Annotated in this window: 15 protein-coding genes and 12 tRNA genes; 1 reads left to right on the top strand and 26 read right to left on the bottom strand. The window is 38.2% G+C overall.

What is annotated here, in order from left to right; all coding sequences use genetic code 11:
• Positions 1–98: 98 nt before the first annotated feature.
• The 13 genes from NYQ66_RS04205 to NYQ66_RS04145 form a co-directional block, all read right to left on the bottom strand.
• Positions 99–175: transfer RNA gene (locus NYQ66_RS04205), tRNA-Ile, on the bottom strand.
• Between the two features lie 10 nt (positions 176–185).
• Positions 186–259 (bottom strand) — tRNA-Gly (locus NYQ66_RS04200).
• 29 nt (positions 260–288) lie between these two features.
• A tRNA-Pro gene (locus tag NYQ66_RS04195) sits at positions 289–365 on the bottom strand.
• A gap of 4 nt (positions 366–369) precedes the next feature.
• Positions 370–446, bottom strand: a tRNA-Arg gene (locus NYQ66_RS04190).
• Positions 447–505: 59 nt separating this feature from the next.
• Positions 506–592 (bottom strand) — tRNA-Leu (locus NYQ66_RS04185).
• A gap of 15 nt (positions 593–607) precedes the next feature.
• Positions 608–692, bottom strand: a tRNA-Leu gene (locus tag NYQ66_RS04180).
• A 26-nt stretch (positions 693–718) separates the two neighbouring features.
• Positions 719–791, bottom strand: a tRNA-Lys gene (locus tag NYQ66_RS04175).
• A 267-nt stretch (positions 792–1058) separates the two neighbouring features.
• A tRNA-Gln gene (locus tag NYQ66_RS04170) sits at positions 1059–1133 on the bottom strand.
• Positions 1134–1141: 8 nt separating this feature from the next.
• Positions 1142–1218, bottom strand: a tRNA-Asp gene (locus tag NYQ66_RS04165).
• 40 nt (positions 1219–1258) lie between these two features.
• Positions 1259–1330 (bottom strand) — tRNA-Glu (locus tag NYQ66_RS04160).
• Between the two features lie 9 nt (positions 1331–1339).
• A tRNA-Ser gene (locus NYQ66_RS04155) sits at positions 1340–1430 on the bottom strand.
• Positions 1431–1432: 2 nt separating this feature from the next.
• Positions 1433–1507: transfer RNA gene (locus NYQ66_RS04150), tRNA-Asn, on the bottom strand.
• 314 nt (positions 1508–1821) lie between these two features.
• Complete coding sequence (locus tag NYQ66_RS04145) at positions 1822–2274, bottom strand: SprT family protein (protein ID WP_259867178.1); 453 nt, start codon at positions 2272–2274, stop codon at positions 1822–1824.
• A 201-nt stretch (positions 2275–2475) separates the two neighbouring features.
• Here NYQ66_RS04145 and cmpA point away from each other — a divergent pair, with 201 nt between their 5' ends.
• A complete protein-coding gene (gene cmpA / locus NYQ66_RS04140; RefSeq protein ID WP_259867175.1) occupies positions 2476–2586 on the top strand; it encodes a cortex morphogenetic protein CmpA in 111 nt (36 codons plus the stop codon).
• 46 nt (positions 2587–2632) lie between these two features.
• On the opposite strand, the gene NYQ66_RS04135 is transcribed toward cmpA, so the two are convergent.
• The 13 genes from NYQ66_RS04135 to NYQ66_RS04075 all read right to left on the bottom strand — a co-directional run bounded on the left by NYQ66_RS04135 (position 2633) and on the right by NYQ66_RS04075 (position 13697).
• Positions 2633–4771, bottom strand: coding sequence for a Tex family protein (locus NYQ66_RS04135; protein WP_259867186.1), 2139 nt, complete (start codon positions 4769–4771; stop codon positions 2633–2635).
• A 209-nt stretch (positions 4772–4980) separates the two neighbouring features.
• Positions 4981–5583 carry a protein phosphatase 2C domain-containing protein gene (locus NYQ66_RS04130; RefSeq protein ID WP_259867173.1) on the bottom strand — a complete coding sequence of 201 codons (603 nt, stop codon included), beginning with the start codon at positions 5581–5583 and terminating at the stop codon, positions 4981–4983.
• Positions 5583–6374, bottom strand: a complete 792-nt coding sequence (gene sigB / locus NYQ66_RS04125) for an RNA polymerase sigma factor SigB (RefSeq protein WP_259867170.1) — start codon at positions 6372–6374, stop codon at positions 5583–5585. Before sigB ends, NYQ66_RS04130 begins: the two co-directional genes overlap by 1 nt.
• Positions 6346–6828 (bottom strand): anti-sigma B factor RsbW, encoded by a 483-nt coding sequence (gene rsbW, locus NYQ66_RS04120; protein WP_259867168.1) that lies wholly within the window; start codon positions 6826–6828, stop codon positions 6346–6348. Before rsbW ends, sigB begins: the two co-directional genes overlap by 29 nt.
• Position 6829: 1 nt before the next feature.
• The gene (locus NYQ66_RS04115) at positions 6830–7165 is read right to left on the bottom strand and encodes an anti-sigma factor antagonist (RefSeq protein WP_259867164.1); all 336 of its coding nucleotides are present in this window, start codon (positions 7163–7165) and stop codon (positions 6830–6832) included.
• A 54-nt stretch (positions 7166–7219) separates the two neighbouring features.
• A complete protein-coding gene (locus tag NYQ66_RS04110) occupies positions 7220–8230 on the bottom strand; it encodes a PP2C family protein-serine/threonine phosphatase (protein ID WP_259867162.1) in 1011 nt (336 codons plus the stop codon).
• Positions 8231–8244: 14 nt separating this feature from the next.
• The gene (locus NYQ66_RS04105) at positions 8245–8646 is read right to left on the bottom strand and encodes an anti-sigma regulatory factor (protein WP_259867159.1); all 402 of its coding nucleotides are present in this window, start codon (positions 8644–8646) and stop codon (positions 8245–8247) included.
• A gap of 2 nt (positions 8647–8648) precedes the next feature.
• On the bottom strand, positions 8649–9005 hold the full coding sequence (locus NYQ66_RS04100; RefSeq protein ID WP_272480039.1) for an STAS domain-containing protein: 357 nt from the start codon (positions 9003–9005) through the stop codon (positions 8649–8651).
• A 5-nt stretch (positions 9006–9010) separates the two neighbouring features.
• Complete coding sequence (locus NYQ66_RS04095) at positions 9011–9880, bottom strand: RsbT co-antagonist protein RsbRA (RefSeq protein ID WP_259867155.1); 870 nt, start codon at positions 9878–9880, stop codon at positions 9011–9013.
• 331 nt (positions 9881–10211) lie between these two features.
• Positions 10212–10562, bottom strand: coding sequence for a type II toxin-antitoxin system PemK/MazF family toxin (locus NYQ66_RS04090; protein ID WP_259867153.1), 351 nt, complete (start codon positions 10560–10562; stop codon positions 10212–10214).
• A 4-nt stretch (positions 10563–10566) separates the two neighbouring features.
• Entirely contained in the window at positions 10567–10848 is a 282-nt protein-coding gene (locus NYQ66_RS04085; protein WP_259867151.1) for a CopG family ribbon-helix-helix protein, read from the bottom strand.
• 342 nt (positions 10849–11190) lie between these two features.
• Positions 11191–12327, bottom strand: coding sequence for an alanine racemase (gene alr, locus NYQ66_RS04080; protein WP_259867149.1), 1137 nt, complete (start codon positions 12325–12327; stop codon positions 11191–11193).
• 350 nt (positions 12328–12677) lie between these two features.
• The gene (locus tag NYQ66_RS04075; protein WP_259867147.1) at positions 12678–13697 is read right to left on the bottom strand and encodes a LolA family protein; all 1020 of its coding nucleotides are present in this window, start codon (positions 13695–13697) and stop codon (positions 12678–12680) included.
• Positions 13698–13736: the final 39 nt, after the last annotated feature.

The raw sequence follows: 13736 nt of genomic DNA, 5'->3' as shown, positions 1-13736 counted from the left end.
AAAGTGTTTGAGTGTTAACTCATTCAAAAAACTAGCTTTTTTTCTTGCTTGACATAAATGATTGTTTTGTTCAGTTTTCAAAGATCAATAAGATTTAATGGTGGGCCTGAGTGGACTCGAACCACCGACCTCACGCTTATCAGGCGTGCGCTCTAACCAGCTGAGCTACAGGCCCATTAAATAAATGGAGCGGGTGAAGGGAATCGAACCCTCATCATCAGCTTGGAAGGCTGAGGTTTTACCACTAAACTACACCCGCATAAATGGGATAAAATATATTTTTTAAAATGGTCGGGAAGACAGGATTTGAACCTGCGACCCCTTGGTCCCAAACCAAGTGCTCTACCAAGCTGAGCTACTTCCCGGCTATGGCGCGCCCGAGAGGAGTCGAACCCCTAACCTTTTGATCCGTAGTCAAACGCTCTATCCAATTGAGCTACGGGCGCTTATCGAAGCGACATCTTTTAGTATAACAGATGCGCAATGACCCGTCAAGCACTTTTTTTGGTGCGGTCGAGAGGACTTGAACCTCCACGGGATTACCTCCCACTAGGCCCTCAACCTAGCGCGTCTGCCATTCCGCCACGACCGCCTTTGTTTAGATCCATGGTGCGGGTGGAGGGACTTGAACCCCCACGCCATAAGGCACTAGATCCTAAGTCTAGCGCGTCTGCCAATTCCGCCACACCCGCATGTGTGATACATAATAAAATTTTGATGAGCCATGGAGGATTCGAACCTCCGACCCTCTGATTAAAAGTCAGATGCTCTACCGGCTGAGCTAATGGCTCATATTATGAATATACTTCCTTACCTTGTGTTGCTATATGCTCGTCACATTGAAATTAACCCTATTCAAAAACTAAGTAATCCAATTACAATGAAAGATAAAAAAACGACCCATGATTAATGATGTTAAGAATCATGAAGTGCAAAACCTCACTAGTTTTTTAATCTAAACTTGTTTCAACAAGAGAATGTAATGAAGATTATAGTATTAAACCAACTACTATTATTAGATGAATTAATGAAGGATTCATACTCCGTGAAGATAAAAATGGCTGGCCCAGCTGGATTCGAACCAGCGCATGACGGTACCAAAAACCGTTGCCTTACCGCTTGGCTATGGGCCAAAAATGAATGGCGGTCCGGACGGGACTCGAACCCGCGACCTCCTGCGTGACAGGCAGGCATTCTAACCAACTGAACTACCGGACCAATATTATTCGCTTAGCGAAAATATCATTATAAAATTAAGTGACCCGTACGGGATTCGAACCCGTGTTACCGCCGTGAAAGGGCGGTGTCTTAACCGCTTGACCAACGGGCCATGTTTTAATGGCGGAGAAGGAGGGATTTGAACCCTCGCGCCGCTTACGCGACCTACACCCTTAGCAGGGGCGCCTCTTCAGCCACTTGAGTACTTCTCCACTGGCTCCACAGGTAGGACTCGAACCTACGACCGATCGGTTAACAGCCGATTGCTCTACCACTGAGCTACTGTGGAATAATCATTAATATACTTGTTTGTATGATTCGTGTTGTTGTTTTATAAAGCTTTCTGATCACATCGTGTATCAGCGACGTTAAATATCTTATCGCAATGGCACTGAATTGTCAAATGTTTTTTAAAATGAAATTTAAATTGCATGAGACAAGCATTTCAGACATAAATATATTGTACTAACTACACCCATGTTTGGTCAAGTACCAAAAACGAAACGCATTACTGCGCTGTTTGTTTTGCAACAACTTTATTAATTTAACATGTATGCTATCTATTCGTCAATGTTTTTCATTACTTTTTAATTACCATTTTATTCATTCTTCCTTTATCTCCCCGTTACATTTTCCACAACGATATTTTCTTGTATCAATCATCCTCCTTCTATTATAGGTATGATTACATCTCACACATCTAAATTTATACTTATACATAAGCTCATTTGTCTTTTGCGAGGGTAATGGTTGACAAAATCTCGGGGAGTTTGTTCTTCTTAGTAATTCTCTAAATTCAGGGTCCCGGTGTTTATATCCCTTGCCTTCTATATGTAAATGATAGTGACATAACTCATGTTTGATAATGCCGTAGAATTCTTCTTTCCCAAGCTCCATCAGATATTTCGGATTCAATTCGATTGTTCTACGTGACGGAATATACCTTCCTCCAGTTGTACGTAATCGATTATTAAAGCTCACTTTATCTATAAAAGGTTTATGAAAAAATCGAATAGATAAATCATTGACAATACGTTCTAGTTCCTCTTGCTCCATCTCCACAACCACCATTCACGCCTAACTATTTTAAACATATTATAGAATTAACTAACTTTTACGCTTTAGAAATTACGCCTTACATCAAGCAAAGTCACAACTTCAACCTACTAGCTATGTTTAGGTCTATAAAAGACTTTCATTTGCCGAACTGGCACTATTATCGCTTAAACAGTATTAATTTGTCGAGGAGGACGAAGGATGCCTAACTGGTTCAAGAAGCAGATGACCGAAGCCTACCACAACAAAAATTTATATCAAATAAAAGTACTTAATCAATGTTGGTTTTTCTACCGAGATCGCATACTATAATAAAAGATACCAGTTGAATTCTGGTATCTTTTATTCATTTCTTATGTTATTCCTTCACCATAGATAATGCAATTCGTTGCTTGTTACTATCTACACTCTCTACCCATACGGTAACCACATCACCTACAGAAGCAATATCCATTGGATGTTTTACATATTGCTTGGACATTTTTGAAATATGCACAAGTCCATCTTGTTTCACTCCAATATCAACAAACACACCAAAATCAACAACATTTCTCACTGTACCTTGAAGCTCCATTCCTTGTTCCAAATCCTCAAGTGATAGCACATTTTGTTTTAATAATGGTTTTGGTAAGTCATCACGCGGGTCTCGTTCTGGGCTCACTAACGCTTTCACTATATCTTGTAGCGTTGGCTTACCGATCTCTAGCTCACTCGCTACTTCGGAAATGTTTAAAGATTGCAGTTGTTCTTTTAGTTTATCCGTCCCTAAATCTTTCGTTGAACAACCTATCATTTTTAATAAAGCTTTTGTCGCAGGATAGCTTTCTGGGTGAATTGGCGTTCGATCTAATGGTTCCTTTCCATCAAGCACGCGGAGAAAACCGATACTTTGCTCATATGTTTTATTACCTAAACGCGGTATCTTCTTTAACTGGCTACGACTAGTGAATTTCCCTTCCTCATCACGTTGTTTAATAATGTTATTTGCTACAGTTTTACTTAATCCTGAAACATATTGAAGTAACGATGATGATGCAGTGTTTACGTTAACCCCAACTTGGTTAACCGCTGTTTCCACAACAAATGTTAGCGAATCATTTAAACTTTTTTGACTAACGTCGTGTTGATATTGTCCTACACCAATTGATTTCGGATCAATTTTCACCAGCTCTGCTAAAGGGTCTTGCACGCGCCTGGCGATAGAAACAGCACTTCTCTCCTCAACTTGAAGCTCAGGGAATTCCTCTCTTGCTAATTTGGAGGCAGAATAAACACTAGCACCAGCCTCGTTTACAATCATATATGACAGATTTAAATGATTCTTCTTTATCACTTCTACAATAAATTGTTCTGTTTCTCTTGATGCTGTACCATTACCAATTGCGATCAGCTCAATATCGAACTTTTTTAGGTAACTTAATACTACTTTTTCTGCGCCCACAACATCATTCTTAGGAGCTGTAGGATAAATAACATCTACAGAATGGACTTTCCCAGTATCATCTACAACGGCAAGCTTACATCCTGTCCTAAAGGCTGGATCTACCCCTAATATGCTCTTCCCCTTTAATGGCGGCTGAAGTAATAGGTTCTTTAGATTTTTTGAAAAGACATCGATCGCTTGTTCTTCCGCTATCTCTGAAAGGGCGTTTCTAATTTCTCTTTCTATGGAAGGTTGAATTAGCCGTTTATAACTATCATCAATTGCTTCTGTTAACAATTGCTTGATTTCGGATGATGCTTTATGGGTAATTACCCTTTTTTGAAGATAGTCGATAATTATATCCACTGGAGGAAGTATAGATACTTTAATAATGTCCTCTTTCTCTCCTCGGTTTAGCGCCAATACACGGTGTGAAACTATTGACCGGACGGGCTCTTGGTAGGCGTAGTACATTTCAAATACGCCTTTTTCGTCCTTTTCCTTATTCTTTTCCTCCGCCTGGACCGAACCTTGTTTAAATGTTTTCTCTCTTATGTATTCTCGATATTGCGGATCATCTGATATCCACTCAGCTATAATATCATTAACACCAGCTAGCACTTCTTCCACAGTAGTCAGTTCGTTTTCTTCGGAGAAATAGGTAGTAGCTTCTTGCTTCAAGTTTATATTGGACTGCTCCCACACTACCTTCGCGAGTGGTTCAAGACCTTTTTCCTTTGCCACTGTTGCTCTAGTTCTTCTCTTTTGTTTATAAGGACGATATAAATCCTCAACTTTCTGTAGCTTTGTAGCTTTTCTGATTGATTGTTTTAATTCATCTGTCAACTTACCTTGCTCATCAATTAAGCGAATTACTTCCTCTTTACGCTCTGCTAAATGCAGCGCATAATTCCATTTGTCTTCTACATTCTTAATTTGGACTTCGTCTAGCGCCCCTGTTTGTTCTTTACGATATCTGGCAATAAACGGTACCGTATTTCCTTCTTCTAAAAGTGATATCACCTGTTTAATGGACGAGATTGAAACTTCTGTCTGTTTCGACACCCACTGCATCAATTCTTCTTTATTAATTAATTCGCTCACTAAACTTCCTCCTTACCAACTTATCTAGTTTATTTTAGCAGAAAAATAGCACTTTCCCAATTACACTACTCAAAGTACCCTATTCCATCATTCAGGGAGATACAGGTACGCCAAACATAATTACTAAAAGTCACAAAAATACTCCTACTTATTAAATAGGAGTATTTACTAGCTTGCCTTTATTTACTTGCACGATACTTCATAGCAATTAACGTTGTATCATCGTGTTCGTTTGAACCATGTATTGCAGAAAAAGTGTCCGTAATCTGATGAACATCATTTCCCAAAAAATATTTTTCCGACAACGCCTTTGAACTAACACCGTCGGAGAACATGATAAACACCATGTCATCTACTAGCTTATCTCGCAATACTTTAAACGGCCTAGATAAGCCCCCAAGGTATCCTGCATTAGGTATGTTCCGCTTTTTCTCATACTTTTCTGAGATGGTCATCACACCTATATTTCCGATGGAAGAAAAGCTATATCGTTCTAAAGAAAAATCGATCTTTAGAACACCTAATACAACCCCTCGCTTACCAATAAGAACTTTGTTGCACTTTGTCATGATATGTTCTACCGTAGCATCGATATTTTCCTCAATGATATCCATTACCACCTGGGAGGATTCCTTCGCAAACTCTCCGCTACCAAGTCCGTCCGCAAGTGCACATATAAAATCATTTTCTGTTTCTTGTATAAAATAACTATCCTCACAGTAATAATTGCCTTTTTTAGGCTTCTGAAAGATCGATACATCCATCCGATTTTCTTCAGCCATTAACGCATTACCTCCGAGCTTTCGGATTCCAAGGTTTCTCTTAACTTCCTTATTGCTCGCCTTTGAATTCTAGATACGTGCATCTGCGATATCCCTAATAGGTCGCCAGTATCTTTTTGGCTCATGTTATCAAAATAGGTACACTGCAAGACTTTTTGTTCACGTTCATTTAGAATCGGAAGTATTTTCTCTAGTAGCATTTGTTGGTGTATGTTTTCATATCCACGATCGGAATTCCCAATTAAGTCTAAAATGGATACGGTACTACCATCTGAATCCGCTTCTATCTTCCTATCAACGGACAATGCCTTATAGCTTTGACCCATTTCCATCGTTTCTAGCACATCTTCTTCCGAGACTTCTAAATAATCCGCAATATCTTTTACCGATGGGGAATTTTGCTGTTCTGCAGTTAAGTGTTCAATCGCTTTTTTAATTTTAGGACCTAGTTCTTTAATCCTTCTTGGAACATGTACACTCCATGTTTTGTCTCGAATATATCGTTTAATTTCTCCAATAATCGTTGGGATCGCGAATGATTCAAAAGACTTACCAAATTCAGGATCATATCTCCTAATAGCTGCTAATAACCCAAGCATTCCCACTTGTACTAGATCTTCGTGGATTCCACTGTTTTTTGAATATTTTCGAGCTATGGATTCCACCAAGCCCTGATAGGCGAGGACAATCTTCTCTTGCACTTCACTATCTTGGGGATTTCCCTGAAGATGTTGGATCCACTGGTAAACCTCATCCTCACGTCTATTGTGTGGTTGAGATTTGGTCGTCATCTAATCCCACCTCATTCTCATTCATATGAAGGTATTTTGTCATTAACACAATAACTCCATAGTCATTTTTTATCTCAACCTTATCCATTAAAGCATCGATTAGAAATAGGCCAAAACCACCTTCCCTTAAGTTTTCTATGGATTCGGTTTGTTCGTAAGGGCCAATTCCTTGTTTTACCTTGGTCAGATCAAAACTACCACCATGATCTGCAACCATTACTTCTAACCTGTCTTCATATACGCCAAATCCAACAGTTACTTCTCCTTCTTCACTATCATCATATGCATGGGCCGCGGCATTAGACATCGCTTCGGAAATAGCTACTTTTAAATCCTCAATATCTTCATATGTAAAACCCATACGATTAGCAATACCAGAGGTACTTAGTCTAATTACCCCTACATATTCTGATTTAGCCGGCACCTTCATCTCTATGAAATCAAAGGGTTTCATATTATTTTCCACCTCTTACAGTTGAATCAATTGTTATAATACTGTCTAATGCAGTTATTTCAAACAATCGCTTTACTCTATCCTGCAGCTGAACTAACTTTAGCTCACTTCCGCTTTCCTTCGTAGCCTTTAGGGCACTAATGAAAACACCTAAACCTGTACTATCCATATAGTTTACCTTTTCTAAGTTCACTTCTATTAATAAACCTTGCTGTTTCGCCAAAGGTAGTAACGCTTCTTTTAGTTTAGGAGCTGTATAGGCATCGATCTCCCCAGCAAGTAACACAATAGCAGTTGAATCTTGTTCGACTATTTCAACTTCTAGGTTTATATTCATGCGTTTACCTCCATAAATGGTTTGTCTTATACCATTACCCTTATCATCTATGGTTCAAACATTTTTCTGGATAATGATCAACGTAAAGTCATCTCTTAATTGAAAATCCTGTAGGCGTTCGAAATGCTTATATACGCTTTCAACTGCCTCCTGAGCAGGGAGATGTATATAACTTTTAATCACTTCTAGTACTTCATCTCGCTCAATAAAACGATCGCCAAGCCTGCATTCCGTGACACCATCCGTTAGCAAGATGATCTTATCGTCCTTCTTTACTTTTATCTCAAATTCCTCATATGTCGTATCATTTGTAACACCAAGCACTAGGCCTTTTCCCTGTATCTCTTCATACGTATCCTTTTTCGCATTGTAAAAGAAACCTGGTTCATGGCCTGCAGATGAATAGACAAAACTACTTGTTGCAGGATGATATAATCCATAAAACATCGTAATAAACATACTTGGGTCTACATTTCTTTCTACTACACGATTTAAATTTTTCAGTATATCACTTGGGAAACGTTGATTCTCCGGGAAACTGTCCATCGAATACTTGATCATCGACATTGCTAATGCAGCAGGAATCCCTTTACCAATGACGTCGGCTACCGCGATCCCTAAACTTTCATCATTAGCTGTGACAAAGTGATAGTAATCACCATTCATTTGGTTTGCTGGTACACTTATTGCACCAATATCTATACCGTTAATCGTTGGTTTAACAGTGGATAACAATGTTTTTTGCATATTTGCCGCAACGGATATTTCTGATTTTAATTCCAATTGTTTTTCTCTTAACGATTGAAACTCTTGATAGGCTAAGCCATAGGAAATCATTGCTTCAAGCAAGAAATTCATCGAGTCATCTACTTCACTAGGTAAATGGGGATAAAGGTCCTTTAAAGCTTCTATATGAACATGAATGATTTCTTCAGGGGAAATATTATGTTGCATGGACACTTTACTAAACTGTTCTGCTTGATAAAGTGAAGTTTCGTCATGCGTTGTAATATATTGTTTTAATAAATTACGATAATTTTCTACATCAAGCTTTAACTTGTTCATCCATTACCTCCTAACTACCGTACCCATTTAACCGTTTTAACTTGCGTACCCTTACCAGGTTCAGAATCAATTTCAAAGTGGTCCATCAAACGTTTTACACCCGGAAGGCCTGCTCCCAGTCCACCTGAAGTCGAAAAGCCATCTTCCATCACTTGGCTAATATCCTCAATTCCAGGTCCGCTATCAATCGCATAAATTCTAATTCCTTTGTGTTCTAAATCATCAATGATTTCAAAACATATCTTACCTGTTTTGGCGTATAGATATATATTTCTCGCCAACTCAGATATAGCCGTAGCAATTCTAGCTTGGTCAACAGTTCCAAAACCGATTGCTTTTGCACGTTCTCGTCCTAGTTGACGTGCACCAACAATATCCCATTCTTTTTGTATTTTGACACAGGATTGGAAGTCCATCATTACTCCTCCAATTCCAGCCGTAATTTCAGCAACCCTTGTTCTAAATCCAATGCAGTTGGGACGTCCTGCATATGAATTCCCAGATCAATTAACGTCATTGCGACTGCCGGTTGTATGCCTGTTAACACTACCTTTGCACCCATTAGGTCAGACATTGTTACTACATCGCCTAACACTTTCGCAATAAAGGAATCTATTATATCTACTGATGTTAAGTCAATTACCACACCAGTTGCGCCAGTCTTATGAATTTTACTCAATAAGTCTTCCTGAAATTGAATTGCAGTTTGATCATCCAGATCTATTTGAATAGAGATTAATAGATAATCATGAAGTTTCAATATAGGAATTCTCAATGTAATCACTCCTTATTTAAAGAATCTAGTAATTTCTCTACATTATCTTCGCTCTGTTTCGTTTGAACGATCTTACGGTTGGTTAATTCTAGTGCTGATTGAAATCCTTTTCTAAGAGAGCTTTTCGTTGGGAATTTACTCAGATCAATACCAAGATTAACAATCGTTTGTGCTATTTCAGGTCTTATCCCCACCAGAATACAAGTGGAACCTATTAACCTTACAGCTTCAGCAGCCTGTATAATATGGTGCGCAACCATCGTGTCTACGACAGGCACTCCCGTTATATCTATTAAAACGACCTCTGCATTATGCTTAATGACACCATCCAGCAGGTTTTCCATAATTAATTTTGCGCGTTCCGTATCAATCGTACCAATTAACGGCATTACAGTTATATTGTCCATCACTGGAATGAGTGGGGCAGAAAGTTCTTGTAAGGCCACGCGTTGTAATGATACCGTGTGCTCCCAACTTCCAGAGTACTCATTGACCAATTGATTGATAATTGGCTCTACCCAATTGTCTACCAAATCTAAAATCTTAGCGAATTGGTCAGTATCTACTTTCTCTGATTGACCTAGCATGTAATCTATTGTTACTCTTCTAAACACTTGCAACCCATCGGTAATATAACTTAGAGGCCAACCTAAATTAATTAAACGTTCAGAGAAATCATCCAATTCCGAAGTAACACCTTGCTTATCTACACTAGTAAAAATCACATTAACAAATTCTCTGTTTGTACTCTGAAACAACTCATCTGAGATCGTGGAAGTATAGTCATTATTGCGATTTTTAGAAACTTCCTCGAGCCATTTTTTTACAATCGTATCACTGTTTTCTAGTACTATGTTTCTTAGATCAATGTTCATTTGTATCTCCTCCACGTCACCCTATTAAATTATTTTATTATTATTGTCACATGTTTACTGAATTCTCGCAAATTTTCATTATTTTTAACTAAAGTCAACTTACCATTGATTTAGGAAGATTGCCATTAAAAAACCTGTCATTCCGATTAGCTCTCTAACAAAATGTTCTTCCCTTCTTCCTTTTTATCCAACTAAAATCAGCGATATAAGAAAATTCATCCTGTTAAGAAAAAAAGAAAACCCCCTTGTCCGATGTATATGACAAGGGGGTTGCACATTAATATTATTCATAGAAAGATGAATTCATAAATTTCTTAGTGGTACAAAAAAATCAGAAATCAGTAAGTCCTAAACTAATCTCCAAAGCTTTATCGATATTTTCCATCATACTTTGATCTAATTGCGTTATTTTATCCGTTAAACGCTGCTTATCAATCGTTCTGATTTGTTCTAACAAGATGACCGAATCACGTTCAAAACCATATTTATCTGCATCGATTTCCACGTGGGTCGGTAGTTTTGCCTTTTGTATCTGCGCGGTAATGGCCGCAACAATAACCGTGGGGCTAAAACGATTACCTATATTGTTTTGCAGTACCAATACTGGACGAACGCCCCCCTGTTCTGATCCGACTACAGGGGAAAGATCGGCGAAATATACCTCGCCTCTTTTTACAATCAAACCTTTACACCCCGCTCACTAAGCGCTCTAGGGTGTTTTCGGCCTCCTCTTCAGCTTGAAAAGCTTCTGAAGCGATGTTTAAGTTAATTTTAGCCATTTCCATATAGCCTCTTTGCATTGATTCACGGATATGGCGTTTTTTCTTTTCACGCAAATACGATTTTGTAGCCTGACAAATAAAGTCGCTCAGATCACTGTTTTCGTTTTTCATCAAACCGTCCACCTCGTTTAGTAGGTTTTTTGGTAATCTAACTACAATTTCTTGTAAGCTTTCTGACACAACCATGCACCTCCACCAACATCTACAAGCCCGTTTCATTTATACCATTAATATCATATCATTGACAGATGGGCTTTGCAAAGGCATTTATCAACATTTTTATAGAAATTTTTGGCTTTTCCTGTGTCTAATGAAGTTCGTAAAACCGTATAACAAAAGGATATCAAGATCTAACCTACCTATACAAACGAAGTGATGGTAATAAAATATTATTCCGACATCTGTACGCTTTAACCGAACTCTTCACATCTAATAAGCCCTTTTACCATTTTATACATAACATACAATTATCATGCATGAATTTCCATATCTTTATAATTTTTTCTAGACATGCTACTAACGCCTAGCCTAGCTCTTTGGATTACCATTCCAAGTGTAAGTTCGTGGAACTCGATTACTAATCATACAAGCAACTTCATAATTGATCGTATCTAACCGGTTAGCAATCTCATCCATGGAAATTGTATGGTTGTTTTGTGTTCCGATTATTGTAACTTTTGTTCCAACCGGACAAGGTTTGTTTAATCGTACCATAAATTGATCCATACATATCCTTCCAACTATTGGCACTCTCTCCCCATCCACTAGCACTTCTTGTCCTTGTAACTTTCTTCGGATTCCATCTGCGTAGCCTAAAGGCACAGTAGCAATCCATTCTTCCCCGTCAGTCGTATAAGTTGCTCCATAACTTATAGAGTCACCTATTTTCATATTTTTAACATGGGTAATTTTACTGTACAAAGAAAGTGCAGGTTTTAGATCGATTGGTCGCTCTTGTTTTACAACAGGTGATGGATATAACCCATAGAGACTAATACCAAAGCGGACAAAATGAAACATATCTTCCGGGAACCTCATACTTGCTGCACTGTTACCAGTATGAATAATAACGCGTTTATCCCATCTAGATTGAAACACTTTCAACAGTTGCTTAAATCGGTCATTTTGACCATTATAATAATTAACTTCCGCTTCATCAGCTGTAGCAAAATGGGTAAATACCCCTTCTAACTCCAGTCGTTCATCATCAAGTGCATCTAATACTTCAATCAACTCTTTTTCTTCTCTTATTCCAATCCTACCCATACCAGTGTCCCATTTCATATGAAGCTTTAACTTATCTTCAAAATCGTAGCTTTTCACTTCATTTAACCAGTCTACTTGAAACATCGTCACGCTAATGTCATGTTTGGCAGCTAATGGCGTATCTTCCGGACGAACCCATCCCATCACAAGTATTGGCGCAGAAATTCCAGCTTCTCTTAACCGAATCGCCTCATCTAGTAAAGCTACAGCTAAAGCAGAAGCACCTGCTCGTAACGCTGTTTTTGCAACTTGCACATCACCATGGCCGTATCCATCCGCTTTTACTACAGCGTATATGTTGGTTTGGTTAGAGAGGCGTTTTTTAAGTTGTTGTACGTTATAAGCAATATTCGCTAGGTCCACTTCAATCCACGAATCACGATAAAATTTTTGGCTCACGTTGTTTACACCTATCCTTATCTATCTTCTTTGTTGTCTCATTATTTACTCGATGGTGGGGTTCTGTCAAACACTTATTATGGAAAAATCTTATGCCCTGGCATTTTTATAGCTCTATTAATGTAATTTATGGTTTATTCAGAAGCGATAGTGATGCATTTCAGTGAAACCGACACCTATTTCAGTAACTTCTCTCTTTAATTCAGTGAACGCGACACACAATTCAGTATCTTTCCCGCTTAATTCAGTGAACCCAACACACAATTCAGTATCCACGCCAATTTTCTATATTGGCACCAACAATAAAAAAAAATAAAGCAGACCCAATGGCGGAGCCTGCCTAACTGTTATTACTTCACTGATTGACCAACTACTGAGCTTGCCACTTCAATCATTTCATCTTTTGTTAATTCTTCACTTGCTAAATAGTAATCCACGCCATTATAGCTCCATTCTAATGCAGATGCTTTAAGTGCACCCATTGTGAAACCTAAACTTACTGGCTCCCCTACTACTGACTGCGGATTTGCTACACTTGTAGGATATGCATTGGCTTTTTCTTGGATAATAGTAAAGTTCTTTTCCCCTTGATAGGAAAGCATAACACGTTTACCATTCTCCGTATCCTTGAGCTTTTCTTCAGCTAGTTCAGAACCTAAGCTTTCTGTTGGATATAAAACCGTTAAGTCTGTGTTCATTTCTTCTTCATTTGCCATTACCGGAACTCCGAAAAGACTGCTTGTCATATTTTTTTCAATTTCAAACATATCATCCGCAAATTCAGGATTTAGATCAAACTTAGTAAATTCAACTACAACCAAAGGATTTCTATCCTTATCCAGCACTTTTACCATTACTGGTGTGTATGTTTTCTTATCAAAGTATATTTCTTGGTACGGTAAATTGTTGTTGTTTTGATAATTTGTTTTCGTTTCAAAAACGAAGTGATCATCTGTTGCATTAAATTTTGCTTCTGTATCAGATTTTACATCTTTTACTAAAGACTGATATAAATATGGTTGACTGCTATTGTTTGGCCAATCACTTTGGAACTTAAAGCTCTTATTTAGAGCTGGTGTAAGTACAAAAACACCATCATCATTTTTTAAGATTATTTGGCTACCTTCTTCGTCCTTTTCATTCTTTAACAAAACACGATAATAAGCTTTCTTTTTATGTGCGATATCGATATCAAACGATTGACTTTGTTCCCCTGTTTCTAAACTCATGGTTGCTTGCGCTTGATACCCGCTCATTTTTTCTAAACTTTCATCTAACTTGGCAACTACATCCTCTTTTGTTTTTTCTCCACAGGCAGCTAAAACCAGGATCATACAAATCATAATCCCAAGGCCTACATATTTTCTCATGGTCACAACTCCTTTGTCTCATTTCAATGGACAAAGGGA

It is taken from the genome of Aquibacillus koreensis (genome assembly GCF_025154055.1).
Classification (GTDB): domain Bacteria; phylum Bacillota; class Bacilli; order Bacillales; family Amphibacillaceae; genus Aquibacillus_C; species Aquibacillus_C koreensis.
The sequence above is the reverse complement of the archived record's forward strand: the minus strand, read 5'-3'. Positions and strand labels throughout refer to the sequence as shown.

Coding starts and splice junctions, on each gene's coding strand:
- NYQ66_RS04095 (WP_259867155.1), bottom strand. CDS start 9,880: ATGAACATTGATCTAAGAAACATAGTACTAGAAAACAGTGATACGATT.
- cmpA (WP_259867175.1), top strand. CDS start 2,476: ATGCCTAACTGGTTCAAGAAGCAGATGACCGAAGCCTACCACAACAAA.
- NYQ66_RS04115 (WP_259867164.1), bottom strand. CDS start 7,165: ATGAATATAAACCTAGAAGTTGAAATAGTCGAACAAGATTCAACTGCT.
- NYQ66_RS04110 (WP_259867162.1), bottom strand. CDS start 8,230: ATGAACAAGTTAAAGCTTGATGTAGAAAATTATCGTAATTTATTAAAA.
- NYQ66_RS04075 (WP_259867147.1), bottom strand. CDS start 13,697: ATGAGAAAATATGTAGGCCTTGGGATTATGATTTGTATGATCCTGGTT.
- NYQ66_RS04130 (WP_259867173.1), bottom strand. CDS start 5,583: ATGGCTGAAGAAAATCGGATGGATGTATCGATCTTTCAGAAGCCTAAA.
- NYQ66_RS04145 (WP_259867178.1), bottom strand. CDS start 2,274: ATGGAGCAAGAGGAACTAGAACGTATTGTCAATGATTTATCTATTCGA.
- sigB (WP_259867170.1), bottom strand. CDS start 6,374: ATGACGACCAAATCTCAACCACACAATAGACGTGAGGATGAGGTTTAC.
- NYQ66_RS04085 (WP_259867151.1), bottom strand. CDS start 10,848: ATGGTTGTGTCAGAAAGCTTACAAGAAATTGTAGTTAGATTACCAAAA.
- NYQ66_RS04105 (WP_259867159.1), bottom strand. CDS start 8,646: ATGGACTTCCAATCCTGTGTCAAAATACAAAAAGAATGGGATATTGTT.
- NYQ66_RS04135 (WP_259867186.1), bottom strand. CDS start 4,771: ATGCAGTGGGTGTCGAAACAGACAGAAGTTTCAATCTCGTCCATTAAA.
- rsbW (WP_259867168.1), bottom strand. CDS start 6,828: ATGAAACCCTTTGATTTCATAGAGATGAAGGTGCCGGCTAAATCAGAA.